This window comes from Microcoleus harperi Pol14_C6 (assembly GCF_036701295.1).
GTDB lineage: Bacteria > Cyanobacteriota > Cyanobacteriia > Cyanobacteriales > Microcoleaceae > Microcoleus.
On sequence record NZ_JAUBQN010000002.1, the window covers coordinates 364,127 to 391,053 of the forward strand.

The following is a 26,927-nucleotide window of genomic DNA, read 5'->3' on the forward strand; positions in this document are numbered from 1 at the left end:
CGGAGTTGGATTCGGAGTTGTCCCCGGTGATGGTGTCGGAGAAGCACTTGTACCCGGTGATGGTGCCGGAGAAGCACTTGTTCCCTCAATGGTGAAGGGATTGTCGTTTACGCGCGGTATTTGAGCTGTAGTAAACCGAGATTCATCTAGCGAGTTCGATCGAACATCAATCAACACCGCCAAAAATTCCCCAGTTTGCCTGTCCCTAATAATCGTGTTGCTAGAATTCGAGCCTTGACCTTGGAAAATTTCTAACTCTGTAAAGTTCAAACCTCCAGCTAGACCGATCGAATCTCCCGCATTAAAATCTCTAATTACATCAGCATCGCCGATTTCGCGGCCCCCAGTAGTGAGAAACCCGTTGCCACCAGGCGACGTGCCCACCCTACCGAGAACAAAAATATCCGAGCCCTCGCCTCCTGTCAGAGTATCCGATCCGCGATCGCCCGAAAGAATATCATCCCCAGCATCTCCAGAAAAAGAATCATTGCCGTCGCCCCCGAAGAGCAGGTCATCACCCTCGCCACCATCACCAGTATCGTTACCAACACCGCCAGTGATGACATCCCCGCCCTCGGCGCCCAACAAAATATCATTGCCCCCAGCACCTATGAGGCAGTCGTTACCCGTGTCGCCAAAAACACTGTCATTGCCCTTGTCGCCAAAAATCAGGTCGTCCTCGCCACCTCCGCGCAGACAGTCATTGCCTTTACCGCCGTACAGCGTGTCGTTGCCTTCAGAACCCAAGACAAGATCGTTGCCCTGGTCGCCAAAAGCTACGTCATCGCCTTGGTCGCCAGAAACCAAATCATCGTCTTTGCCACCCCGGGCCGTGTCATTGCCGCGCCCTCCCTCAACAATATCTTTACCAGCGCCGCCATTGAGAGAATCGTTACCGTCATCGCCCCTGACTAGATCGTCTCCGTCCCGACTCAGAAGCGTGTCGTCGCCGGCACCCCCGGAAATCGTGTCATTGAACAAGCTGCCGATTAAATAGTTACTGGCGTCATTTGCGACAACTAAGCCATCGACAAAAAGTGGCTCTGGGGGAGGCGTGGGAACTGTCACAGGTGGCCGCGGCACCGGGGTGATCGAAATGTCCGGGCCCGTCCCCGCCGACGGCGTAGGCGAAGTCCCCGCCGACGGCGCAGGCGAAGTCCCCGCCGACGGCGCAGGCGAAGTCCCCGCCGACGGCGCAGGCGAAGTCCCCGCCGACGGCGTAGGCGACGGCGCCGTGCCGCCATCCAAACTATCGCCGTTCTCATCCTCTAACACGAAGATTGGCAACCCTTCGAGAAAAGCTAGTGGTACTGCACTTGGCATTGTTCCGCCTCCTTGCGACGCTACTCAAAAACTACTAAATAAACTTAAAGTCAGAGGCAGTAATGACGGTGCTGAGCGCTCCCGGCACTGTAGGAATAGAATTCAAAACTCCCAAATCAAAAGCTGGGAGACTGTCATCTGCCACATTTGGGTCAAAGCCGAGAACGTACTTGTTAAAAGTATTGTTCAGGTACACGAAGAAAGCTCCCGCTTTGCTAGAACCGTTTTGATTCTTCAACACTGCATTTACTGCTTGAGCGTTGTCAAATTTAGATTCAAACAAAATGACTGATTGCTTGCTAATGTTGTCGCCGCTAGACCCGATATTCCTGACGATAAAACTGGTGAAATCGAGAGTAGTTCCTGAGTTGGTTAAACCTGCGAAATTTGACGACCTGAACAAAAATCTGTCGGTCTCGCTGCCGTTAGCGTTAAAGTCAGCAATCACGTCCACGCCTTCGCTGGGAGTTTCGTAGTAGAAGAAATCATTACCAGCATCGCCCGTGAGCAAATCAGAACCGTTGCCACCGCCCAAAATGTCATTGCCTGCACCGCCGGAAAGCGAGTCGTTGTCATCGCCACCCAACACCAAGTCATTGCCGAAGGCGCCGCTGAGACAGTCGCTGCCGGCACCGCCGTCGAGAGTGTCGTCGCCCGCTTGGCCGTCTAGGGAGTCGGTGCCGGCCTCGCCCAACACGTAGTCATTGCCCGACCCTCCGAGTCCCGTGTCGTTGCCTCCTCCACCCAACATCGTGTCATCGTTGTCGCCGCCGGATATGGAATCGTTATTGAGACCGCCGTCGAGCAAGTTTCTGCCGAGTCCACCGTCGAGGATGTCGTCGCCTGCACCGCCGTCGAGGGAATCGTCGCCAATCCCACCAAGTAAGGTGTCAATCCCGGTGCCACCAAGTATCGAGTCGTCGCCGGATTCTCCCAACGTCGAGTCATTGCCTGTTCCGCCGTCAATGGTGTCGTTGTTGTCACCGCCCAAGAGGTTGTCATTGTCATTGCCGCCGAACATCAGGTCGTTGCCCAGTCCGCCGATCAGCGAGTCTATGCCGTCTTGGCCGTCAACAGTATCGTTGCCCAGTCCGCCGTCAAGGGTGTCGTTGCCGATCGCACCCACCACCGAGTCGTTGCCTGCTTCACCGAATTCGAGGTCGTTGCCGCCACTGCCGTCGATGATATCGTTGCCGTCGCCCCCAGATAGGGTATCGTCACCGGCCCCGCCGAGGATGAAGTCGCTGAGGTTGCTGCCTGTAAAGCTGCTGGCCGGGAGTGCGCTGCGATCGACAATATTATCTACCACCGTGATGCTGAAGGATGCCGGCCCGATAGTTGCAGACCCGTCGGAGGCTGTAAACGTGAAAGTGTCGCTGCCACCTGTCGCCAGCAAGTTGTATTTGACGATGTTGTTGTTGATATCGTCTTGGCTGAATTTGCCACCGACGTTGAGAAAGGTGGTGCCCCTTTGGACAAAACCTCTGGTAGCGTCGGGGGCTTTGGTAATCGTGTAAACGATTTCCGACGGCGTGTTATCGGTATCTGTAACTAACAAATCGGCTGCAGTGATTGTCTGAGTAGGATTACTTTTGGCAACCACCACACCGTCGTTAATTATTAGCTGCGGCGGGCTACTGACGTTGATGGTTACTACCGCCTTACTTGTGCCGCCGCTGCCGTCTGAGATCGAGTAGCTAAAGCTGTCTGTACCCGAGAAGCCCGGATTCGGGGTGTATTTGAATACGCCGCCGCCCACGGGAACCAGACTCCCTTTGCTTGCTGGAGCAAAAGTCGTGACAGTCAGAGCGCTTTGTTCCTGGTCAGTGTCGTTCAACAGAACGTTGAAACTGAGTTCTTGACCCGCAACCGTGGTGAAGTTGTCGTTAACTGCTCTTGGAGGTTGGTTAAAGATGGGCGTCGGACTGGTTGTCGGCGTCGGACTGGTTGTCGGCGTCGGGCTGGCTGTCGGCGTCGGGAAATTCGGCGTCGGGAACGTCGGCACCGGCTCGTCTGGCGTCGGTGTCGGACTTGTTGTCGGGGTCGGTGTTGGTGTTGGGCTGTCTGTCGGCGTTGGTGTCGGGCTGGCTGTCGGCGTTGGTGTCGGACTTGCTGTCGGTGTCGGTGTCGGACTGGTTGTCGGCGTCGGCAGGGGAAGCGGAGTTGCGCTGCCGGGAACTGTGGGTGCAATTACAAATGAGCTTCGCCCTAGGGTTCTGCTGTCTACTCCGGGCAATACTGCTAAAAAGTCGCCGCTGACGCCGTTGCGAATAATCGTACTGCCGGCTTTGGTCTCGGTGCTTTGGAAGATTACCAAATCTTCAAACTTGAGGTCGCCGCTTAACCCGATTAAATCTTCGCCTTGGCGAAAGTCTGTGAAAATGTCGGCATCGGCGAGATCTGGGCCGCCTGTCGTGAGAAATGCCGGGTTAGTGCCGTCGCTGCTGCTGCCGCTGGGGGAACTGAAGGCACCGATGACGAAGACATCTCTGCCTTCGCCTCCTGCCACTACGTCTTTGCCTGCTTCGCCCCAAATAACGTCGTTGCCAGCACCGCCGTCCACGATGTCGTCGCCGTCACCGCCGAATACTATGTCGTCGCCGTCGCCGGAAAAAAATGTATCCCCGCCGGCGTTGCCGTAGAGCCAGTCGCCTCCTTCGTTGCCAAATAACAAGTCTTCGCCGTCGCCACCGAAGAGCGAATCGTTACCTTGGTCGCCCCACAGGATGTCGTCGCCTCGATCGCCCAAAAAGCTATCGTCGCCAGAGCCTCCACGCAAGCTGTCGCTGCCTTTGCCGCCGTAAGCCGTGTCTCTGCCTTCGCCTCCGATTACCGTGTCGTTGCCATCATTGCCATACAACTGGTCGGGGTTATTTCCCCCGTCGAGGGAGTCGTTGTCTTTACCTCCGTACAGGGTATCGAGTCCTGAACCGCCGTCTAGAACGTCGTTGCCGGGCGCGCCGAACAACATATCATCATCGTCGGCCCCAAATACTAAATCGTCGCCGTCGGCCCCTTGCAGGTTGTCGTTGCCTTGCAGCCCGGAAATCACGTCGGGACCGGGACTGCCAACTAAGGAGTCGTTGGTTTCGGTGCCACGAACTACGCCGCCGATGACTCCGGGCGACGTACCTTGGCCTCCGCCCAATGTGTCGTCTATGCCACCAAATGTGTCGTCACCGGAGGGAGTTGGTGTTGGAGTCGGCGTCGGAGTTGGTGTTGGCGTTTCTGGTGTTGGTGTTGGCGTTTCTGGTTCTGGTGTTGGCGTTTCTGGTTCTGGTGTTGGTTCTGGTGTTGGTGTTGGTATAATTACTACTGGCACTGCACTTGGCATTATTTTGGCTCCTTTAAACGACGATCCCGATTAACTTTAAGAACTGATTAGTATCAGTTTGTTGCCACAAATTTGGCTTAAAATTGATTAATAACCCCATCATTTCTAACATACTAAATCAAAACTGCAACGGCTATGGATATTTTTTAAGCTGGGCATCTTTTGATCTCAAAATATTAATGATTGCAGGTTTTGCTGCCTATCTTGGGTATACTTTAATATCGCGCCATTTAGATATAACCTAGAAGTCAGACTTGGAGTGAACTCGGTGTATTTATCCAGAATCAGAAAAAATAAAAATCTTCGCCGTCATAATTTTTTCTTTCCGAATGTTTAATAACGAATACATCTGTGCCTCTTGCCTTCAGAAGCCGACTGTCTTATGCTGACTGCTGACAAGAAACAGAGCTGTTAATTAGGGGCAGAAGTGGCCCGGTTTGTTCTTGTCCACTGACGGATAGTTCGCTGTGGCAAAGGTAAAGCAGGGAACAGCGACTTAACAAATCTAGCAGAATTCGCCGCAGCCGCTGTTGGTCGGCCGCTGTTTCCTCTTCGATTTCCCAGGGACGCCCCTGTTGCGATCGCAAAAATAAGGGAGCGCCAAACAAGGTCGCCGCACCGCCGCTCAGCCACAGCGGCGAGCCGGCATCCAGCCAAAAATGCCATTTGTGGGCGCGGCGGCTGCTGCGGTACTGGAAGATGTTGGCGAGGGTGACGGCTCTGGCTGCTGGGCCTTCTGGACGCACGGGAAATGGGTTGGCGGTGACGGTTCCTTGGCGCAACAACTGGATGAACTGGGCGATCGTTTCTGAGTCGCCGCCGTTTGTTGGTTCTACGCGCTGCATTCGCCCGTTGATTTCCCAGTAGTGGGTGGCGGTTTCCATTAACTCGCGCAGGGCTGCTAGCCGATCGTAGGGCAGGTATCTGTCGTTCATGAGAAATTTCTGAATCGCTCGATCGAGCAGCGCAATTGGACTCGGCAACAGCCGCTCCTGCTGTTGCAACCGCTGTTGTTCGATCCACTCGACAATCTGCTCGTAGGCCCTGGCTGCTCGGTGTCCCAGTCTGTCCCACCGGGGAAAGGCTGTAATTGGCAGCAATTGAGGTCGATCGAGATTTGGACGAAAACAGTGATCGGCGATTAAACCTGCTCTCACTTGGTCGATCGATTTTTGATTGTGAATTTGAGATGTTAAATTGAAAGTCGAGTTAGAATCTTCTGCTTCCAATGAACGGTGTTTCTGGCTGCCCAACACTACCAGCATTTCGGCGGCGCCGTCTCGATCGACTAAACGGCCGAGTCCCGGATAAACTAAGGCTAACAAAGTGAGTAAAGCTCGAATCTCTGGGGTAGTCGAGAGGGGGCGCTGATCGTTGAGAGATACGGCGGCGATACCATCTCGCGCGAGAATTTCCGTTAAACTGTAACGAGCGATCGCATCCATCCCAGGGGCAATTACAGCGATATCCTGCGGTTCCACGGCTTGTGACTTCACCGCATCCGCGATGATTTCGGCTGTTTCTCGCAGAAGTTGAGCCCGGGAAGTGGTTTGGAGCGATCGAACCGATCCGGGCAAACTCAAGCCTAAAGGATAAAAACCCTCAGAATTAACTGCTAAACTTACCGCTAAATCTCCAATTTCTGGGGCTAAACCTGCTGTTGCGTCCAAATTTTCCACGCTTTGACAGCGGTCTTCGAGTCGGGCTAGGTATTCCGTGTCAGCCCCCAAGCCCAAACGCACTCCTCCATCTGAATTGTAGGAGAACGCCCCCGCTGCACCTTGGTCGAGCATTCGATCAAACAGATGGCGACTTATCGCCGGATAATCGTCAACATCGTCTGCGATCACAGCTTGGTATCTAGAGGCCAAATGCTGCTGGTAACTGACATCCGGCAACAAATAGCGCCAGTAGAGTTCGCAAACAATCCCGTAAGTCAGGAGCCCCCGCGTCAAGCACCATTCCCGCCACCTTTCCAGCAACTCTCCCATGCTAGTCCACAGGTTGATCGAGCCGCCTGAGATAGCAAATCCCTGTTCCAGAATGCTGGGAATCTCTTCTCTGGGCGTACCGCTGACAGCAGCAAGTTGTAATAAGTCTAGTGTTCGACGCACCATTCGGTTTGGACTTACCCCTGTTTGTTGCAAAATGCCTTCGTCTAATTCGCGACGCCAGAGTCTCGTGGCAAGTTCCAGTTCTGTTTCAGGTTGCAGCCGCAGGGGAAATTGAGCCCTCAAATTCAGCGACTGAACTAGCAGGGGCCAAAATAGCAATACCTCCTGCTCAAAAAAACCGAAGGGCGTTGTGGAGTGAAAGGTATATTTTCCTTCGGTAGCGACGGCGATGCGATCGGCCAATTCTAGCCGGTTGTCTCCGTTAGCTGCTAAGACTAAAATTGCTGGGGCAGTTTGTCCAGCCCGCCGCCGCCCGGAGATCGATCGCCCTGAAACTGTTGTGGGCAGGGGCTTGACAGTTTTGCTCCAAATGCAGAACTGCTCGACTAAACGAGCGGTTTTGCCGCTGCGGGCAGATCCGACAATCCAAATTGAATCCGAGGCCTCGGTTCCCAATTTATGTAAATCTGTTACCATACCATGAATACTTTAATCACTAATGTCTACAGCCAACTAACAAGCTTTAGCTATGAATACTTTTTCGTGGAACAGGATTGTAAAATATCTATACAGGGCTAACCAATGGTATCGAGAAACGCCTGAGAGGGCCCTAGAACAGGCCTACGATGCTGCGTTAGCAATTAAGGCGATTGAAGACGAGCATTTTGGCGGTCAAGGAATCTCTGAGCGAGCGTCGGGAGATTACGGACAAAGCACCCTGTCTTACTTTAAATCCGAGCTGCAAAAATACCTCAAGGTCATCCAAACCCGAATGGTTGAGTTTAATGCTAGCCGTTCTTTTTTGGAACTGCCGGAGCGAGTGGGGGCCAAATCGAAAACGGGGCAAAGCGCTGAGCCTCACCAGCACGGATCACCTCTCAACCATAAAGATAGAGACTCCCTTATATTTGAGAAGCTAGAGTTTATTGATGGAGTCATCGACAAGTATATTAATAATAGTAGATCCACGGCAATTGTTCCGGTTGTCAGTTCAGTAAATCTGCAGCCCAAATCTACAACAAATAGTAGCTCTCCACCTGATCCCAAAAATAAAGGCTCAGCTAATTATGTTCAAATTCACGATGGTGAGGTTGACACTAACTATGAAGAAGTGAATTTATTACCGCGATCGCTTCTGGGAACTTTGAATCGAATTACTAAAGATTTAGATCCGGAAGCGGAAAAAGAAGTAGTCAAAAATTTTCGCAATTCCAAAGTAAAAACAATTATTTCTCTCAGATTTATTTTGCTTTTGATTTTAGTTCCGCTGTTGACGAATCAAATCTCCAAAAACTTTCTAGTCGGACCGATAGTTGACAATTTTAGAGGTCAAGAAAATGCCCCAGTTTTCATAAATGTTAACCTGGAAGAAGAAGCATTAGAAGAACTGGAGAGATTTGAGCAGCACCTGAAATTTGAAAGGTTAATAGGCAGTGCTCCGTCGCTTTCTTTAGAGGAAATGGAAAAGAAGATTTCAGAGAAAGCAGTTGAACTCGCGGAGGAATACCGCGCTGAAAGTGGGGGAGCTATTAAAAATATTTTTGCCGATTTGATTGCAGTCATTGCCTTTGGCCTGATTATCGTCACCAACAAGAAAGAGATTGAGATTTTAAAGTCTTTCATGGACGATGTGATTTACGGCCTCAGCGACAGTGCGAAAGCTTTCGTAATTATTTTGTTTACAGATGTGTTTGTCGGATTCCACTCGCCTCATGGTTGGGAAGTAATTCTCGAAGGTTTATCGAGGCATTTGGGACTGCCAGAAAATAGGCAGTTCATATTTTTGTTCATTGCAACGTTTCCAGTGATATTGGATACGGTATTTAAGTATTGGATATTCCGTTATTTAAACCGGAGTTCGCCTTCTGCTGTTGCTACGTACAAGAATATGAACGAATAATTAGAGGCGAAGGAAGTTCGGCAACGGATTCTGTAGCCGATGTAACCGATGTAAAGGATAGAAGGAAGCAGGAAGTTCGGCAACCGATTATGTAACGGATGTAACGGATGTAAAGGATAGAAGGAAGCAGGAAGCAGGAAGAAGAAAAAAAGATGTAATAATAGCAAGGGTTTCAGGCATTGCTCACGTCCTCAGTAGGGCGTCCATTGCACACAGAGTGGCTTACTCATAGCGCATAAAACCATTTATTGTTTGCGTCAGGAGTGGTTTAATTAAGTTGATATACTTAAGCTGTTGGGCCTCTAAATTTTATTTTTGGGCGGGTTTTCGCGCGCACCCCACAAGAATTTTATCAAACTTGAGAGTCATCAAGGCTCGGCTCAGGAATCGTAAAATTTAGATGTGGCTAGGTCGATCGCAAAAAAATGCGATCGCCTGCAGAATCTCTCGAAAGAAATCAAAAGAGCGATCGCATTCCCAAAACTCATTACCAATTACCAATGACCTAATTCCAACGCTTCTTGCGCTGTCGCTGGCTTGCTACCGCCTCCACCAGCCCTAGGCCAAGAAAATTACTCAGCAGCGACGCATTCCCGTAACTTAGGAAAGGCAGTGGAATGCCAGTAACCGGCGCCAAGCCAATGTTCATCCCAATATTGACGAACACCTGAAAAATCAACATTGACAGTACGCCGATCGCCAGCAAAGAACCAAAATTATCGTTAGCAGTTTGAGCGATCGTCACCAACCGGAAACAAATTATCCAGAAAATCAACAACACGGCAATACAGCCAATAAAACCCAATTCTTCGCCAATAGCTGAAAAGATAAAGTCCGTATGCTGTTCGGGAATAAAGTTAAGCTGAGTTTGCGTTCCCTGAAACAAACCCCGGCCCTTCAGTTCCCCTGCCCCAATAGCAATCCGAGATTGAATCAAGTGATATCCGCTGCCTAAAGGGTCTTTTTCGGGGTTTAAAAACCCTGTCAAACGCATTTTTTGATAATCCTTGAGAACATTCCAAAAAATATGTCCGAGGTGTCCAGAAACAACGTTCACCAACACAGCACCGAAAGTCCCTAACCAGGGCCAAGGCAGGGTTCGCCAAGCGATAATACCCGCAACAACTACCCAGGCTATCCAAATCGGTGTAGACAGGTTATTGAAGAGAACTGAGATCAGAGGAGAGAATAGCAATATTAGCCAGCCGGGATTGACATTACCCCAGTAAAACATCCCCATTGTGATCGCGCCGAACACTAGGGAAGTACCTAAATTGGGTTCGGCAAAGATCAATCCCCAGGGTACAGCCATAATCGCCAGCATCCTCAACATATCCCGGACTGTGGGGACACTCTTCTCGTGCAGGAGAGCTGCTAAAGTGACAATCATGCCTACTTTGGCAAATTCTGAGGGTTGCAGGTAAAAGCCGCCGATGTTGATCCACCGCTGGGCACCGAGCCCTGTAGTACCGATAAAGCGCACTGCGATCAGCGACAAATTGATTAATATGTAAATCGGCCATTTCCACTCAAGCAGTATTTGGTAGCGACAGCGGGAAATGATGATGGCGAGGAACAAACCGACTCCACCAGTTACCCAGTGCCGCCACCAGTCGATCAGTCCCTGGTTGATTTCGACGCTGCGGATCATGATTCCGCCGAAGATGGTAAGGGCGATGCAAGCGCCAAACAGCCAAGGGTCTGCTTCTTCCCAGGGTTTGAAAATTGATTTCCAGCGGTTTCTGACTTGTATTCTCTGCAACATGAGGATTTTAGATTTTAGATTTTAGATTTTAGATTATCGAGCCGATTTTCGGAAGTTGCGGATATATTTCGGATTCAGAGTCTGCACCTTACTTTAGAAGCGTCGGTGTGAGTACCTCACATTATTCGGGGAGTTGTAGGGATGTTCCGGGCCGTCAGCAACGGGTTAGGAGTGCGCGGACACACTAATCTGTAGGGTGCGCCCGGTCGCGCACCTTACGCGGATTTAGCCCGATCGCGATCCACAAGTCCTAGAATCGTCAGGCCGGTTCGTAAAGGTACTCGAAGCCGTTCCCATCTGGATCTCTGCCGTAGAAGGATGCAGTACCGTCGCGGTGTTCGTGAATGTGGGTGACGGAAACACCATCGACTTTGAGTTGTTCGTAGGCGGATTCCATCTCGGTACGATCGTCAAATACAAACCCAAAATGCGGCCCTGCTTGGTCATAACTCGGACTCAACAGCGCCAATCCGTCCTCTCCTGCTTTCAAATAAGCCCAGTCTGCATCTTTCCATACTAACTCCATGCCCAAGTTTAGGTAGAACTCAGCAGACTTCTCTATATCTTGCACGCAGACGGCTACGTGTCCCAATCGTTTAAGTTTCATGTCAACAAAATTTATGGTTGTTCTTTCGTTTATTGTATCTATTTTCTGATTTTTTACTCGATTAATTAGGTATTTTTTCTGTTTTTTTACTCGCGGCTAACTGTACTTTTTCTACTTGTTTGCTGGCGTCCATTTCGCTGAACTGTTGAATGGCGCGCTCAAAATTTTCTTGACTTTTCTCGATTTTACCAAGTTTTTGTTCTGTTAGTGCTAGTTGATAGCAAGCTTCGGCTCGGTCTAATTTAGCGCTGGCTCGATCGAGTATTTCTATTGCCTGTGCATGGTGCTGCATGGCTCGGTCTATTTCTCCCCCTTCTCGGTACAGCGCTGCTATACCGCTGAGAGCTTTGGCTTTGATGGTGCTGTACTGGTTTTGGTCGGCCTGGGCGATCGCTTGGCGGTACAAACTCAAAGCTTTCTCTGTCTCTCCCAGGTTTTGATAGGTGGCGGCGAGAAAAACTAATTTGTATCCCGTACCTACCACATGACTGTTTTCCCGATCGGCATACAGTTTTTCGGCGAGCTCTTCCGCCTCTTTTTTGTCTCCGACACAGGAGTTGAGGAAAGCTAACCCGACATCGATCGAATAGCTGTTAATCCCGATTTCGTCCCGCGAATTTTTCAGCTTGACAAATATCTCCATCGCTGATTCTAATTCGCCCATTTCTATTTGACAAAAACCTATATTAATTGCAGCGTTAACTTTCCAGAATTCCAGAGTAGCTTGTTTGCCGTTTTCCGGTTCGCCGCTTTTCGCTAGAATTTGCAAAGATTTAGTGGCTTTTATTTCTGATATTTGATGGCATTCTATCGCTTGATTTATTTCACCTAAGATCCGGTGACAAATACCTAAAATACTGTATAAGCCGCTCAAATAATAATCAGAACTCACATTGTTGACGATGCGATTAGTTGCTGAAATTATTGGCTGCAAGAAACCTAATTTGTAGAGCGCTCTACCGAGCTTGTAATCTTTGGCAAACTGGATATTGATTTTTTTGAGGATGACGCTCGCGGCCTGCTCGAAACAGCTAATTGCCACATAATGATAGTAAGCTTCAAAAGCTTTCAGCGCATCTTCTACAGTCTCAATATTTTCAACACTCTCGCTCCAGAACTCGGCGGCTTTGCGGTTTGCAGTTTCCCAGTCTCCGGGCGAGAGCCGATCGACCGCTTCTTCCCGAATTGCTGGATGCAGCCAGTATTCGCCCTTCTGAGACTCGACTAGCGATCGGTGCAACAGCGATTTAATGATTTGTCGGCGTCCGGCTTCGGGCACGTCCCACAGCAAACACAAAAGTCCGTCAGTAGGGACTGTCGGCACGTCTTGATAGCGGTAACAGCCCAAGCGACAGAGGAGTTGATAGGCTTCCGAATCGAGTTCGAGGAGGCGGTTGAATTGACTGGTAACTAAATTTTTTAAGTCTGTTTCAACGAGCGGATGGTCGCTGTTTTCCAGCCAGTAAGCCGCCATATCTCCGTCAAAATCTTCTCGGATCGTGCCGCAAATAATGCCCATTGCTTTAGCATTGCCGCCGTAAACTTTGTGCATTTCCTTGAGGGCGACATCATCTATATTGATGTTGCGGCAGCTAAAAAACTGTCGCCAAACTTCAACTTCCAATCCCGGCAGCAAGTAGTGTTCGACGGTTACATCTGAATCGCACAGTCGATCGCGACTGGTAATCAGCGTTACCGACTGCACCGCTGCGTCAGCCAAAACTCGCAACAGTTCTACGTAAAGCCGGTGCGGTTCAATAAACTTACCTTGTCCGTCGAGTGCGGCTTCCAAATTGTCAATCAATACGCCGACTTTGTGAGTCTGAAGCTGCCGCTTCAGCCGCCCCAGGGTGACGCCAAAGTCTGGCCCTGGTTCTTCCTGAAAGTCTTGCTTGAGCCATTCTTCGATCGCGCTTTCTAAGGCTGTGATGTTCTCTGTCTCTTTTGCCATCAACAGTTCAATTACCCGATCGAACCCTTGAGATTTGAGATACTGTCGGGCCAAAGTTGTTTTGCCGATACCGCCGGCACTTTGGATGACAATCACTTTTGCACCTTGGGCGACAAGAGTATTGAGATCTTCGATCGCCCCGACTCTGCCCAAAAAATTCGGGTTTTCGATTTCCAAATCCGCATCAACTCCGAGAGATACTTGGGCCGGAACAGTTTGTCCCGACTGCGGTTCAAGTTTCGAGTAGCTGCGCCAATACCGCTCTACAACCGCTTGAAGGTTGTCTCTTTTGACTTTTTCGCCTTCTCCAAACAGCGCTGAAAGTCGCTTCCACAAATTAGAGGCAGCGTCCTTAACAGTCCCTACTCCATACCCTTCACTATCTGCAACCTGTTGGTACGTCCTGCCTTGCACGCCTTGCCAAGCTTCGCGAAAGATCGCGCTGTCAAGGTTATCGAGAGTTTTCAGGTTTCGAGCCACAAGTAACGAGTTGGTAAAATCCAGTGCACGATCGGCTTCCATTTAGTCACCAGGTTTAGCGTTACCCATCTGACACAACTTTAACAGACTTTTTCCGACTCGATTACACCCTCAAACAGTGAACTTGTATGGACTTTTACCGACTGACACGGCCGAGGTTGGCAGGGGATACTGTTGAGTGTGGAGGGGAAGTTGACATACAAGCTTCTAACTTACACACAGATCGAGTCGAGTTTATATTTAGGAGCAAGCAGCTATGTCTATTAACGATGTTGAAACAGCGATCGTGGATGAACAAATTCGCCCTCAAGAATGCGGCAGGGTTCGTTTCCAAAACAGTTGGTGGCCGGCGAAGTGCGATCGAGACATGACTTTTGAGCCCGGTGAGGTGGTTCGCGTTGTGGGAATTGAAAATATTACTTTGATCGTTGCAGCGTCGTTTGCGATCAATTCTGAAAGTTAAGGCAAATCTACAATCGGGAGCAAGCAATCATGAATTTTGACAATTCTGAAAAAGCGATCGTGGATGAAGAAATTCGACCTAATGAGTCCGGTCGCGTTCGTTTCCAAAACAGTTGGTGGCCGGCGAAGTGCGATCGAGACCTGACTTTTGAACCTGGTGAGGTGGTTCGCGTAGTCGGAATTGACAATATTACTTTGATAGTTGAAGCGTCGTTATAAATCAATGGGTTAGGGAGTCTAGCTATAGGTTTATAGCCTCCCAACGTTCAGGCCAACCTACAATCAGGAGAAAGTAATCATGACTGTCAGCCATTTGGAAAGAGCGATCGTTGAAGAAGAAATTAAGCCAAATCAGCCCGGCAGCGTGCGATTTCAAAGCAGTTGGTGGCCTGCCAAATGCGTTCGAGAAATAACTTTGCAACCCGGTGAAGTTGTTCGCGTCGTGAGACTTGACAACATTACTCTGATAGTTGAAGCCTAGTTGGGAAGTAAGGAGTTAGCGAGTCGAGCTATAAGTTGGTCGCATCTCCAAGTTCCGCCAAACTTAGTATTAGGAACCCAAAATCATGATTGTCAGCTATTTGGAAAAAGCGATCGTAGAATAAATTCAGTCTGAGAAATCCCGCTAGTTCTGCTTTCAAAGTAGTTGGTGGCTTGCTTGGGTGCAAGCGAGGCATAAGTTTTAAACTGGCGAAACTGGTTTATGCGATGGGAATTGACAAGATTACCTTGCTGGTGGAGGGTATGGCTTGAAATATCGGAATTTGCGATCGCGCTGCCATTTCGGCGGCTTTCTCTTCAAATATCTTTACAGGCGCGATCGCTCTTGTTACCTCTTTTGGCTGCGATATTGTAGTGTCAAACCTCAACAACAACTCGTCACCTGCAGTATGGCAGGCATTTTTTGGCAGACTTGACAAGCGCGATCGATATTCATGCCATCCGCTGTAAATTGTGGTAATCTGACGGCAATCCACTTTAATGCTCGATCGAGTGCGTGCAGCTATGCGAATCGGTAAAAATTTACAAAAGTTTCTGCTTTTCACAATAGCGTTCTTTTTCGCAGCATCGCTGTTGATTAAAGTTACTAAATTTCACAATTATTTCGGCATCAACCGCGCCGATACCGAAGTGAAAGTTGTTGCCCTCACCTACGACGACGGGCCCTATCCTCCCTATACAAGTCAGCTTTTAGATATCTTAGACCGCTATCAAGTTAAAGCAACTTTTTTTGAAATCGGCCGCAATATTGAGAAACATCCAGAAATCGTGAAAATGATTATCGCGAGGGGAGATGAGTTGGCAAACCATTCCTACTCTCACAAAGATATGATGTTTAAACCCCGGGAAGTTTTGCTGTCTGAGATTGAAAAAACGGACAAACTTTTGCAAGAGTTGGGCGTTAAACAAGAAACTATCAGTTTTCGGCCGCCTTGGGGTCGGCGATTTGTAGTTTTGTCTTATTTGGTGTCCCAAATGCACAAACAACTGATTATGTGGGATGTGGATTCTCAAGATTATGAAAAAACACACACGGTAGAAGATATCGCAAACCGGGTGATTGCAAATGTGCGATCGGGTTCGATTGTGGTGATGCACGACGGCGGGGGCGATCGCTCGAAAACCGTAGCAGCAACTGAGATGATTGTCAAGGATTTGCAGTCGAAAGGTTACCAGTTTAAAACAGTTTCGGAGTTGTTGAAATAGCAGTAGGGTGCGTCAGCCACAATTATTTTTGCGACAAATCAACAATCTCATACTGACGCACCAGGAAATAATATCAATTCCGGTTGCACTCCTCATGACTGTTGACTGTTGACTGTTGACTGCCGGGTCGAAAAACTGAATGGTTGAGGGTTAAATGTTGACTCGATTTTATTATTCCGATGCAACCGGAAACGATATAAATAGTGCGTCACAATTAGACTTTTCGTAGATTGAAAAATTAAAACCTGACGCACCCTACCACAATCAATAACCCAGATAGTTTGCCACGTAATTAGCAATTTTTATGCTGCCGCCCGATCGCCCCATTCTCTCTAAACCATTTTGAATGCAACTGGCTAAATATTTATCATCTTGCAAAGTGCGATCGACTGCCAAAGCAGCTTCCTTGATAATATCAGAATTCGCTGGTTGTCTGCCAATAACCTGCACCGAATCACCTAAAAGCCGATTTTGAGCCTCCGCAAATCTATAGGTAAAGGCAGGGCCGTTTCCCGGTACTGCAATTACAGGTTTCCCCAAGCCCACAGCTTGTTCGACAGCAGTTCCAGTCATCCCAATTACTAAACTAGACTGCTGCAAAATATCGGCGAAAGCATCGGCCCAGCACATCACTTCGACTAATTTTTCTTCACTAAAAGACCGTTTGATTGCTGGAAAAATGAGCTTGCCCGATCGGTGTTGCCATCCAGAGCGCGCCGCAATATCATCTAATTGAGGTATCAAAGCCGGAACTAAAGCTGCCCGAAACTGCACTGGTACAGTAGAGTTACTAGCAATTTCTTTAACCAGTTCCAGCAGCAAAACGAGGTTGTCGGTGGCTTCCCGGAGGCGAGAACCGGGGAGAAGGGCGATCGTCCAAAATCCGGGTATTAACTGCAAATCTTTGCCCGTAGAATTGAGGTTGTCCATGACAGGATTGCCGACAAACTGAGCTTTCTTTAAACCCTGTCGGTTTAAGTCAGCAGCAGTCAAAGCATCTCTAGTAAAAACCGCCTGACATTTCTCGGAGCAAAGCAACTGCCACAAGATTAAACCCAAATCGACTCGCCCCTCGTAATAACTAGAATGGGCCGATAGAAAAATTATATAGGGGCGGTTGCTGGCATGGGCGATCGCCGCAGCGACAATATCCCCAGTTGCCACCACCAAATCGCAGTGGCGCGAATGCCTCCAAACAGCCTGCAATTGCTGCCAAGTCAAAGCAATCAGCCCCGCCCCAATATCTTTGAGGAAAAACAGGGGGTTCATGTAAAAAACTCCCCCAGACGGCATTTGACTGGTGGGCCCAATAATGGGCACGGTCGATCGGCGGTAAGCAGCCCCGTCACCTACAATCGGGATTGCCGAAACATCAAAATCCGCGCCAGATACTCTTAAAGCTTTGAGAATTTGACAGTTAATCGAGTCTTCCCCGTGGCCGTTGCTGAGGAAAAGTATCCTCTTAGATTTCATATAATCGGAATACAATCAGAATCAGTGCCGAGCTTTTTTTAAAGACAGCCGTGCGATAGCTAAACTCGGGCGGGCTAACTTTTTGTTAGTCTAATTTAAATACATTGTGGAAGTGAAACAGCGTGAATATTGAAATTGGGCGGGGCAAAAGCGCTCGCAGAGCTTACGGCATAGATGAAATTGCGCTTGTACCCGGACAGCGCACCCTCGATCCGAGTTTGGCAGATACCAAGTGGCAGATTGGCGGGATCGATCGAGAAATCCCGATCATCGCCAGCGCCATGGATGGAGTAGTCGATGTCCGCATGGCCATTTTGCTGTCGGAATTGGGAGCAATGGGCGTGCTCAACCTAGAAGGAATTCAAACCCGCTATGCCGACCCCCAGCCAATATTAGAGCGCATCGCCAGTGTGGGGAATCACGAATTTGTTTCCCTGATGCAGGAACTTTATGCCGAACCCATCAAGCCAGAATTAATCGAGCTCAGAATTAAAGAAATTAAAGCTGGAGGAGGGATTGCTGCCGTTAGCGGTACACCGGCCGGCGCGAGCAAATACGGCCGGGCGGTTGCTGAATCGGGAGCCGATATATTTTTTGTCCAAGCAACTGTAGTATCGACAGCTTTCCTTTCCCCTGAATCAATCTCATCTTTAGATTTGACTCAATTCTGTCAAGAGATGCCGATACCAGTAATTCTGGGTAACTGCGTGACCTACGAAGTCGCCCTGAATTTAATGAAAACTGGAGCTGCGGGCATTCTCGTGGGCATTGGGCCGGGGGCTGCTTGCACATCTAGGGGCGTATTGGGTGTCGGCGTTCCTCAAGCCACAGCGGTAGCAGACTGCGCCGCTGCGCGGGACGACTACTACCGCGAAACTGGCAAATATGTGTCGGTGATTGCTGACGGCGGTTTAATTACTGGCGGCGATATCTGCAAGTGCATTGCCTGTGGTGCCGATGGAGTGATGATTGGTTCACCTTTTGCCAGGGCCGCCGAAGCTCCGGGCCGGGGCTTTCACTGGGGGATGGCGACTCCCAGCCCGGTTTTGCCGCGCGGCACTCGCATTCGCGTGGGGACTACGGGTACTGTGGAGCAAATTTTGCGGGGGCCTGCGGTGCTAGATGACGGTACGCACAACTTGCTCGGAGCTCTGAAAACTAGCATGGGTACCTTGGGCGCTAAGGATATTAAGGAGATGCAGCAAGTGGAAGTGGTAATTGCTCCTTCTCTGCTGACTGAGGGTAAAGTCTATCAAAAAGCTCAGCAGTTGGGCATGGGTAAGTAGATTTACCGATCAAATACCAGCATACCTTGACAAAATTTGTTCAAGAGTCTCGAAATTTACAGAATATTGTGGAATTATCGAGAAGGAGATGTCACAATAGAAGAAGCGGAGACGCATGTTTCCGTTCACTCCTCACACCACACTCCGCCCGGACTACTGTTCGGGCGGTTCCTTTTTTGACGGAAATCTTGGCTCTTGTTTACTAGATACAGAACTGAGGCTTTTAGCTCCGGAGAGGGGAAGAGTGGGAGAGTGGGAGAGTCTGGGACTGGGAAAATTTTTTTCTACATAAGTGCATTCTGCCTTCGGAAACATCAGTGCCTTCGGAAACATCAGTGCCTTGTTCGTTCAGAAACCTTGCGCCTTCTTCCTTCTACCGGCTTCCCTCTTCCTTCTACCGTCTTCCTTCTTCCTTCAGAAGCGTTCTGTTAAAATCGTTGACGCAAGTGGTTACATTTTTTGCTAGACTTGTTATCCGAGAAATAGTATTTACAAGGATGGCTAGGGATGTCAGCAGCCGCGCAAGTAACCGACTCTACCTTTAAGCAGGAAGTGCTCGATAGCGAAGTTCCAGTTCTAGTGGATTTTTGGGCTCCCTGGTGCGGGCCCTGTCGGATGGTGGCGCCCGTCGTAGACGAAATTGCCCAGCAATATGAAGGGCAGGTCAAGGTAGTAAAAGTTAATACCGACGAGAATCCTAACGTGGCCAGCCAATACGGTATCCGCAGCATTCCGACGCTGATGATATTTAAGGGCGGTCAACGTGTGGATATGGTTGTTGGGGCAGTTCCGAAAACTACTCTGGCCAACACTCTGGAAAAGTACATTTAACCCAACTGCGAGCGGTTTCGCGCTGTTCTTTTTGGACCGCGAAAGCTCACTCGCTTCAGAACCGGGGCAAAGCTACGGGAAAAGTTATTAGTGGCCAGCACGGCAATTTGCTGGTGGCTATTAGCTTATAACTTTGGCTTGCCCCTTAATTTTTAGTAGAGACAATTTGTTATCGTTTCGGAAAAATTCATGATTCGTTCTGGGTCTGGTCAAGGTTTTGAGTCCCTCCAAGCTGAAGTGATGGATTTGCTCGATCGCTTGCCAATGTTGAAGCACTCTGAGTGGATCGAACGATCGCTCTCTACTATAGTGCAAATGGCCAGAGAGGATCTCGATCGCCTAGACTTGAAGATTATTGCGGCGGCGCTCCGAGATATGGAGAGCGCTTTTGAGCTGTTTTATCCTTACCGCCACGTTCGCAAAATTGTGATTTTTGGTTCGGCGAGGGTGTCACCGCAATCGGCAGAATATTTGATGGCTAGAGACTTTGCGCGCGCGATCGCCCAGCAGGGGTTTATGGTGATTACTGGCGGCGGCGGGGGAATTATGCAGGCGGGGAACGAGGGGGCGACTGCGGAACGTTCTTTTGGGCTGAACATTCAGTTACCTTTCGAGCAGAGTTCTAATCCTTTCATTGCGGGCGATCCCAAATTGCTCAATTTTAAATATTTTTTCACTCGCAAGTTATTTTTTCTCCGGGAGAGCGATGCTTTGGCTCTGTTTCCGGGCGGTTTCGGCACTCTGGACGAGGCTTTTGAGTGTCTGACTTTGACTCAAACTGGCAAGTTCGGGCCGGCTCCTGTGGTATTGATCGATCGACCGGGAGGAGATTATTGGCACGATTGGAATTATTTTGTGCAAAAACAATTGCGGGCCCGCGGTTTGATTTCAGCCGACGATCGCAGCCTGTATACGATTACTGACGATATAAATGTCGCTTGCGAGGTTATCGGTAGTTTTTATCTGGTTTATCACTCCTGCCGCTACGTGCGCGAAAAACTGGTAATTCGCTTGAAAACAGAGCTTTCTGATGATAATGTCGATCGGCTAAATACTGATTTTAGCGATATAGTTGTCACCGGGAAAATTGAAAAAAGTCAAGCTTTGTCGCCGGAAATTGGAGATGCAACTTTCGATCTGCCACGCCTAGTTTTGCATTTCAACCAGCGGGATTTAGGGCGACTTTACCAGCTAATTGCTGCTATTAATCAAATGGGTGCAGCTTCGCCGGCGGCGGCTCATCCAGAAAAAAAGTAGTTATTAATTATCAGAGTTATCAGTCATTAGTCCTTTTAAATATGGGTGAGAATAGAGAGAAGTTTAACAACTGATATTTTGGCAAAAGCGATCGGCTAAGATAAGTTTTTGTAAAAAGTACAGAACAAAGCGTCCAAGAACAAAAGAAAATATTGTCAATACATTGATGGCGTTGTTTGGGAAAAAAACAGCAAAATGCTAGACCTGCTGCTAATTGCAATTTTGGGATTTCTCGGCAGTTTCGGTCACTGCGCTGGGATGTGCGGCCCCCTGACAATGGCGTTTTCTCTTTCTAATTCCCGCAACGATAAATTAGCTGCTTTCCGCTTTTATTTGCTGCTAAATTTCGGGAGAATTGCTGCTTACGCTTTGGTTGGTGCTGCAATTGGCGGACTGGGTTCGGTGTTAATTGCTGGTGGACTTTTGGCAGGTACGGGTAGCGAATTGCGGCGGGCGATCGCACTTCTAACGGGCACGATGCTGATTTGGTTCGGAGTAGGGCAAATTAAACCGAACTTGCTGCCCAGATTGCCACTGCTGCACCCAATGTCGCACGATCGAGTCGGACAAGCAATGAGCAAGCTTTCGGCACAAAAAAAGTGGTGGGTGCCGATTGCTTTGGGTTTGCTTTGGGGTTTGATTCCCTGCGGTTTCCTCTACGCAGCCCAGATTAAGGCGGCGGAAACCGGAAACCCGGTTTTGGGTGCGGCGACGATGCTGGCTTTTGGACTCGGCACGCTGCCAACTATGCTGGGAGTGAGTTTTTTTGCTGGCAGATTGAGCGCGGACAAGCGCAGTCAACTGTTTCGTGCGGGTGGCTGGGTGACGGTGGCGATCGGAATTCTTACCTTGCTGCGAACCGATGAAATGGTCGATTTTACGGGCCACGCAGCGCTGCTGTGCTTGATGCTAGCACTGTTGGCGCGTCCGGTTAGCAAGTTTTTGCCGCAACTGTTGCGCTATCGCCGCGTCTTGGGTGTGGGCGCGTTTGTCCTAGCAGTCGCCCACACGTTTCATATGCTGGACCATACGCTGAAATGGAATTTTGACGCGCTATCTTTTATGTTGCCGCAGCATCAGTTGGGAATGGCGACTGGGATGCTGTCGCTGCTGTTGATGTTGCCGGCGGCGGTTACAAGTTGCGATCGTATTCAAAATTATTTAGGCCAACTGTGGCGAATGCTTCACCTGTTAAGCGTTCCAGCTTTCCTGTTGTGCGCTGTACACGCAACACTCATCGGTTCCCACTATCTCGGCGGCTTTGAATCGACGGCGGTTAATCAATTGGGGGCGCTGCTGTTGGGTATAATTGCCCTGGGCGTCTTGCTAGTGCGATCGCGCTTTTTTTGGTCAATTTTATCACTAGAGAAGTTCTATGTTTCGCCTGTCAAACAAAAGTAAAAGTTTAGGATTGTTAGTTTTTTTGGGATTGCTAATTGAAGCAGCAATTCCCACTGCGCCGCAGTTAAACTCAATTTCAGTTTGGGCGCACCAAGTCGAAGTATCGGGAGATGTAGCCGCTACCTTTCACCTAGAACCAAACCACAACCCCCGCGCCGGACAGTCTGCGAGAGTGTGGTTTGCGCTGACTCGCCGGGGCGGCAAAATTATCCCCTTAGAGCAGTGCAATTGCAAATTAGCGGTTTATCCAAAAGAGCGCAAAGAAGGGGATAAGTCACTGATGCAGCCGCCTTTAAAAGCCATATCAGCAGAGAAATATCAAGGGATTCCCGGAGCTGATATCGTGTTTCCCAAGGCTGGCATTTACCAGCTTGACTTGAGCGGAACCGCCAAAAAACAAGCTAATTTTCAACCGTTTAAACTGAGTTACACTGTCACCGTTAGGTAATACCATTTGAGAGTTTGATGACTGATTGTGGAGAGATTTTATGTAAATTAACTGCCGAGAGATCCGAGAGCGCCGAGGGGAGAAAAGAAGAGGAAGATTGAGAGCAAGTTTTCTATTTTAAGTTAAGGATTTTAAGTTAAAGGTGACACGCTACCTATAATTGAGTTAAATTACTATTAGAGCAACTACCAAGAGGCTTAGGACGTACTTAATTGCTGAAACTATTGATGTTATTGATTTTATTGCGCTTGGCTTCTTCCTTCTTCCTTCAAACAGCAAATCTTAATTTTTAATAAAGATAAGTCACTGCATTCTGCACTAAGTAAATTTCTGCGTTACCTTGTCAGTGTCCATTATGAGATTTGTGCAAGCTAACGTCTCTTGAACTGACCAAAGGATATAACGATGGATATCTTATCTAACACCGTGGCCCTATCGCGGATGCAATTTGCGCTAACCGCCATATTCCATATGCTGTGGCCAGTTTTGACAACTGGAATGGGGATTTATCTGGTAATTGTTGAAGGAATGTGGCTAAAAACTCGCAATCCCGACTACTACCATCACGCTCGTTTTTGGTCTAAACTCTACGTCCTTAACTTCGGTATTGGAGTAGCTTCAGGAATTCCGATGGAATTTCAGTTTGGCACGAATTGGGCACCATTTTCGGAAGCGGTTGGTGACTTTTTTGGCAGCATTTTGGGCTTTGAAGCTTCAATGGCATTTATGCTAGAAGCCGGCTTTTTAGGAATTATGCTGTTTGGTTGGGAGCGCGTTCACCCGATCGTCCATTATTTCGCTACAATCATGGTAGCCTTCGGCGCTAACCTATCCACAGTCTGGATTTTAGTCGCTAACTCTTGGCTGCAAACTCCTGCGGGCGGAGAAATGGTCAATGGCAAGTTTATGGTCAGCGATTACTTTCAAGCAATTATGAACCCGTTCGCATTAAACAGCATTCTTCATATGTTTTTTGCGACGTTAGAAACTTCGCTGTTTGTCATTGGCGGGATTAGCGCTTGGTACATTCTCAATAAGCGCAACCAAGCGTTTTTTTCCAAGTCTTTAAAAATTGCCATAGCGACAGCAATCGCCGTTGCACCTTTGCAAATATACATCGGACATTTGAGTGCCGAACAAGTTTATCACTATCAACCCACTAAATTAGCAGCAATCGAAGCTAAGTGGGAAACTTCACCAGCGGGAAAGTCCGCAGATTGGACTTTGCTAGCTTTGCCTAATGAAAAAGCCCAAAAAAATGACTGGGAAATTAGCATTCCCAAGGGCTTAGGATACATTCTGGAATTCAAACAAAATCTCTCGGAGCCGGTACTAGGTTTAAAGGAATGGAAACCAGAAGATAGACCGCGGATGGTGGGTCTAATCTACTATTGTTTTCGCATAATGTCCGGGATTGGATTCTTCTTTTTAGGATTGATGCTGTTCAGTATAATTCAGTGGCTGCGAGGCAAACTTTCTGCTGAAAATATTAGTAGTCAACCTTGGCTGATGCGCGCTTGGGTATTAGCTGCTCCCCTGGGGTATATTGCTGTAGAATCCGGTTGGATTGTCCGCTGTGTCGGCAGACAACCGTGGGCTTTATACGGGCAAATTCGCACTGCTGATGCGGTGTCAAACATCCCCGCCAGCAATGTTTTAACTTCTCTGAGTTTCTTTGCCGTTGTTTACAGCTTTTTGTTTGTTTGTGCCTTGTATTTTGGCAGCCGAATTATCCGCACAGGCCCTAATTTAAGTCTGCCTGTGCCAGGTTTAGACAATGAACCTGCAATCGAAAGTCAACCTGCAGAACACATTCCCGATCAACGTCCCGTAGAAGCACAACAATAGGAGATTTTATGCAAGCTTTGGAGCATTTTCTCCCACAAGTTTGGTTTGTAGTTTTGGCTTTGTTTCTACTGCTATATGTCATGCTAGACGGTTTTGATTTAGGAGTAGGAATCCTGTCTCTGACTGCTGATGACGAGGAGCGCAGGGGCATTTTAATGACGAGTTTGGGCAACGTTTGGGATGCTAACGAAACTTGGCTGGTGTTGATGGGAGGCGCTCTGTTTGGCGCATTTCCCCTCGCTTACGGTACGATTTTGACAGCGCTGTACATACCGATTTGCATGATGCTTTTTGGTTTGATATTTCGGGCTGTAGCCTTTGAATTTCGCGAGCATTCTAATCGCAAATTATTCTGGAATTATGCCTTTGGTGCTGGCAGTTTTTTAGCAGCTTTAGCTCAAGGATTTGCCCTCGGTGCGGTACTCGAAGGCATTGCGGTTGATGAAGCCGGTCACTTTGTAGGTTCTACTTGGGATTGGCTGGATTGGCGATCGATCTTGGTTGCTTTGACGCTGATTCAAGGCTATGTTTTGATCGGTTCAACTTATCTAATTATGAAAACCGAGGGCGAACTGCAAACAAATCACTATCGCACGGCTAAAATTGCGGCAGTGACGACTTTAATCGGAGCAGTTTTAATTACGATCGCCACTCCGATTTTTTACGAAAGTGCTAGAGCCCGGTTGTTTGAGAAACCGCTAGTTTATGTCTTTGCCGCGATTCCTTTGCTTGGAGTGCTGTTGGTAGGACTGCTGCTGAAAAGTCTAGCAAGTAAAGAAGAACGCACGCCGTTTATCTGGACGATTCTGATTTTCTTGCTTACTTTCATCGGCTTGGGATTGATTGTTTTTCCCTACATTATTCCCTCACAAATCACGATTTACCAAGCCGCAGCTTCGCCCAGCGCCCTGGTATTTATGATTGTGTTTATGGGCGTTCTGCTCCCGATTATGATTTTTTACAACATCTACAATTATGTTGTGTTTCGGGGTAAGGTAGTCGGCGGCCACTACGGCGAGTAAAGCATAATACAACCCCAGATGCAGGCAAATATACGCAGATAGTATCAAGTTTATATACTGGTTGATCTGCGTATATTTGCGGTTAAAAATTACAAATTATTGTTTTATGATACCATCACAACTTACGAAACCATACTATACATACCATAGCCAATAGTGCAGAATAGGGAAAAAACTGGTTGACAATGAGCGATCGCACCTCATGCGATTTGAGATTTGAGATTGAACTCACGGATGAGTCCGGGGGATTGTCACCAAATTGCTTGATTGTCAAATAATATTTGATAAACATAGAGAAAAAATTACAGTTAATTCTGTACCTAGCGAGGGTGCAGAGTTTGCGATCGCTATCTTTGTCAAAGAATAAAATACAATGGAATAGAAGGTTTTAATTTAACTTTTTTATAATAAAGGCTCAATAAGTTATGGATGCGATCGCAAATTTTTCAGGTTATGAGATTACAGAGAAACTTTATGTAGGTACACGTACCTTAGTCTATCGAGGGATCCGTACCCGTGACCAATACCCAGTCGTCGTCAAACTGCTGCGAAACAAATATCCCACCTTCAACGAGATCGTCCAGTTTCGCAACCAATATACCATTGCCAAAAATCTCGACTTCCCTCACCTCGTCAAACCCCTGACGCTGGAAGTATACCAGAATAGCTATGTCCTAGTAATGGAGGACTTTGGCGGAGTCTCCCTATCTACTTATCTCAAAACCGCAACAAATGAAACCGAATCATCTCAAGTTTTACCTTTAGCAGAATTTCTCCCACTCGCCATACAACTAACAGACATTATCCACTATCTCTACCAAAAGCGAGTCATTCACAAAGATATTAAACCCGCTAATATTCTCATTAATCCAGACACCAAACAAATTCAACTAATTGACTTTAGTATTGCCTCCCTTCTACCACGAGAAACCCAAGAAATACAGAATCCTAATATCTTAGAAGGAACATTAGCCTATCTCTCTCCCGAACAAACAGGACGGATGAATCGAGGCATTGACTATCGGAGTGACTTTTATTCCCTGGGTGTGACTTTTTATGAATTGTTGACAGGAAAGTTGCCATTTATCTCGGATGATCCGATGAAATTGGTGCATTTTCATCTCGCCACACCGTCGAAACCGATCCATCAAATAAATCTAGAGATACCCCTAATTTTATCGCAACTTGTTAGTAAGCTGATGGCCAAAAATGCCGAAAAACGCTATCAGAGTGCATTAGGACTCAAGCAGGATTTAGAGATTTGTTTAGTTCAGTTACAAAAAACAGGCAAGATAGAATATTTTGAACTCGGAAAGCGAGATATTAGCGATCGCTTTACTATCTCCGAAAAGCTCTACGGCCGAGAAAAAGAAGTTAATCACCTATTAGCTGCCTTTGAGCGAATCAGCACAGGTAGCACCGAAATGATGCTAGTAGCAGGTTTTTCGGGAATTGGGAAAACCGCCGTTGTCAATGAAGTTCATAAACCCATTGTCCGTCAGCGCGGTTATTTTATCAAAGGCAAATACGATCAATTTCAACGCAACATTCCCTTCAGCGCCTTTGTGCAAGCATTCCGCGACTTAATGGGTCAATTGCTATCAGAATCGGATACCCAATTGCAAAGATGGAAAACCCAGGTTTTAGCAGCAGTGGGAGACAACGGACAAGTCTTGATTGATGTGATTCCTGAGTTAGAAGGCATAATTGGCGCTCAA

General features: G+C 48.2%; 22 protein-coding genes. 13 read left to right on the forward strand and 9 right to left on the reverse strand.

Annotated elements, in window-relative coordinates; genetic code table 11:
* The 3 genes from QUA27_RS03195 to QUA27_RS03205 all read right to left on the reverse strand — a co-directional run.
* Positions 1-1,323 (reverse strand): calcium-binding protein (locus tag QUA27_RS03195; protein ID WP_510175254.1); only part of this gene is annotated, 1,323 nt, incomplete at its 3' end.
* A gap of 34 nt (positions 1,324-1,357) precedes the next feature.
* A complete protein-coding gene (locus tag QUA27_RS03200; protein ID WP_333066288.1) occupies positions 1,358-4,657 on the reverse strand; it encodes an Ig-like domain-containing protein in 3,300 nt (1,099 codons plus the stop codon).
* 380 nt (positions 4,658-5,037) lie between these two features.
* The gene (locus QUA27_RS03205; RefSeq protein ID WP_333066289.1) at positions 5,038-7,248 is read right to left on the reverse strand and encodes a recombinase family protein; all 2,211 of its coding nucleotides are present in this window, start codon (positions 7,246-7,248) and stop codon (positions 5,038-5,040) included.
* A gap of 52 nt (positions 7,249-7,300) precedes the next feature.
* Between QUA27_RS03205 and QUA27_RS03210 the strand changes: the two genes are divergently transcribed.
* Positions 7,301-8,671: a proton extrusion protein PcxA gene (locus QUA27_RS03210; protein ID WP_333066290.1), complete on the forward strand. Its 1,371-nt coding sequence runs from the start codon at positions 7,301-7,303 to the stop codon at positions 8,669-8,671.
* Between the two features lie 505 nt (positions 8,672-9,176).
* Here the strand turns inward: QUA27_RS03210 and rodA are convergent.
* The 3 genes from rodA to QUA27_RS03225 all read right to left on the reverse strand — a co-directional run bounded on the left by rodA (position 9,177) and on the right by QUA27_RS03225 (position 13,516).
* Entirely contained in the window at positions 9,177-10,436 is a 1,260-nt protein-coding gene (gene rodA, locus QUA27_RS03215) for a rod shape-determining protein RodA (RefSeq protein ID WP_333066291.1), read from the reverse strand.
* Between the two features lie 259 nt (positions 10,437-10,695).
* Positions 10,696-11,043, reverse strand: coding sequence for a VOC family protein (locus QUA27_RS03220; RefSeq protein WP_333066292.1), 348 nt, complete (start codon positions 11,041-11,043; stop codon positions 10,696-10,698).
* A 61-nt stretch (positions 11,044-11,104) separates the two neighbouring features.
* Complete coding sequence (locus QUA27_RS03225; RefSeq protein WP_333066293.1) at positions 11,105-13,516, reverse strand: tetratricopeptide repeat protein; 2,412 nt, start codon at positions 13,514-13,516, stop codon at positions 11,105-11,107.
* A gap of 214 nt (positions 13,517-13,730) precedes the next feature.
* On the opposite strand from QUA27_RS03225, the gene QUA27_RS03230 reads away from it, so the two are divergent.
* From QUA27_RS03230 to QUA27_RS03240, 3 genes are all read left to right on the forward strand, one after another.
* Positions 13,731-13,937, forward strand: a complete 207-nt coding sequence (locus tag QUA27_RS03230) for an NfeD family protein (RefSeq protein WP_333036967.1) — start codon at positions 13,731-13,733, stop codon at positions 13,935-13,937.
* 29 nt (positions 13,938-13,966) lie between these two features.
* Positions 13,967-14,155, forward strand: coding sequence for an NfeD family protein (locus QUA27_RS03235; RefSeq protein ID WP_333066295.1), 189 nt, complete (start codon positions 13,967-13,969; stop codon positions 14,153-14,155).
* Between the two features lie 79 nt (positions 14,156-14,234).
* Positions 14,235-14,417 carry an NfeD family protein gene (locus QUA27_RS03240; protein ID WP_333066296.1) on the forward strand — a complete coding sequence of 61 codons (183 nt, stop codon included), beginning with the start codon at positions 14,235-14,237 and terminating at the stop codon, positions 14,415-14,417.
* A gap of 28 nt (positions 14,418-14,445) precedes the next feature.
* Here QUA27_RS03240 and QUA27_RS03245 read toward each other — a convergent pair whose 3' ends face one another.
* Together QUA27_RS03245 and QUA27_RS03250 are read right to left on the reverse strand one after the other, a co-directional pair.
* Positions 14,446-14,613, reverse strand: coding sequence for a hypothetical protein (locus tag QUA27_RS03245; RefSeq protein WP_333066297.1), 168 nt, complete (start codon positions 14,611-14,613; stop codon positions 14,446-14,448).
* A 24-nt stretch (positions 14,614-14,637) separates the two neighbouring features.
* Positions 14,638-14,982: a hypothetical protein gene (locus QUA27_RS03250; protein WP_333066298.1), complete on the reverse strand. Its 345-nt coding sequence runs from the start codon at positions 14,980-14,982 to the stop codon at positions 14,638-14,640.
* Positions 14,983-15,010: 28 nt separating this feature from the next.
* Between QUA27_RS03250 and QUA27_RS03255 the strand changes: the two genes are divergently transcribed.
* The gene (locus tag QUA27_RS03255; protein WP_333066299.1) at positions 15,011-15,643 is read left to right on the forward strand and encodes a polysaccharide deacetylase family protein; all 633 of its coding nucleotides are present in this window, start codon (positions 15,011-15,013) and stop codon (positions 15,641-15,643) included.
* Positions 15,644-15,907: 264 nt separating this feature from the next.
* On the opposite strand, the gene QUA27_RS03260 is transcribed toward QUA27_RS03255, so the two are convergent.
* Entirely contained in the window at positions 15,908-17,116 is a 1,209-nt protein-coding gene (locus QUA27_RS03260) for a lipid-A-disaccharide synthase-related protein (RefSeq protein WP_333066300.1), read from the reverse strand.
* Between the two features lie 122 nt (positions 17,117-17,238).
* Between QUA27_RS03260 and QUA27_RS03265 the strand changes: the two genes are divergently transcribed.
* The 8 genes from QUA27_RS03265 to QUA27_RS03300 form a co-directional block, all read left to right on the forward strand.
* On the forward strand, positions 17,239-18,402 hold the full coding sequence (locus QUA27_RS03265) for a GuaB3 family IMP dehydrogenase-related protein (protein WP_333066301.1): 1,164 nt from the start codon (positions 17,239-17,241) through the stop codon (positions 18,400-18,402).
* A gap of 507 nt (positions 18,403-18,909) precedes the next feature.
* Positions 18,910-19,233: a thioredoxin gene (gene trxA, locus QUA27_RS03270; protein ID WP_006631199.1), complete on the forward strand. Its 324-nt coding sequence runs from the start codon at positions 18,910-18,912 to the stop codon at positions 19,231-19,233.
* Between the two features lie 189 nt (positions 19,234-19,422).
* A complete protein-coding gene (locus QUA27_RS03275; RefSeq protein WP_333066302.1) occupies positions 19,423-20,490 on the forward strand; it encodes an LOG family protein in 1,068 nt (355 codons plus the stop codon).
* A 195-nt stretch (positions 20,491-20,685) separates the two neighbouring features.
* On the forward strand, positions 20,686-21,891 hold the full coding sequence (locus tag QUA27_RS03280) for an urease accessory protein UreH domain-containing protein (protein WP_333066303.1): 1,206 nt from the start codon (positions 20,686-20,688) through the stop codon (positions 21,889-21,891).
* Positions 21,866-22,339 carry a hypothetical protein gene (locus QUA27_RS03285; protein WP_333066305.1) on the forward strand — a complete coding sequence of 158 codons (474 nt, stop codon included), beginning with the start codon at positions 21,866-21,868 and terminating at the stop codon, positions 22,337-22,339. The genes QUA27_RS03280 and QUA27_RS03285 overlap by 26 nt, the downstream gene beginning before the upstream one ends.
* A 405-nt stretch (positions 22,340-22,744) precedes the next feature.
* Positions 22,745-24,187, forward strand: coding sequence for a cytochrome ubiquinol oxidase subunit I (locus tag QUA27_RS03290; protein WP_333066306.1), 1,443 nt, complete (start codon positions 22,745-22,747; stop codon positions 24,185-24,187).
* Between the two features lie 8 nt (positions 24,188-24,195).
* Positions 24,196-25,209: a cytochrome d ubiquinol oxidase subunit II gene (gene cydB, locus QUA27_RS03295; protein WP_333066307.1), complete on the forward strand. Its 1,014-nt coding sequence runs from the start codon at positions 24,196-24,198 to the stop codon at positions 25,207-25,209.
* A 425-nt stretch (positions 25,210-25,634) separates the two neighbouring features.
* On the forward strand, positions 25,635-26,927 hold a 1,293-nt coding region (locus QUA27_RS03300; protein WP_333066308.1), incomplete at its 3' end, for a serine/threonine protein kinase.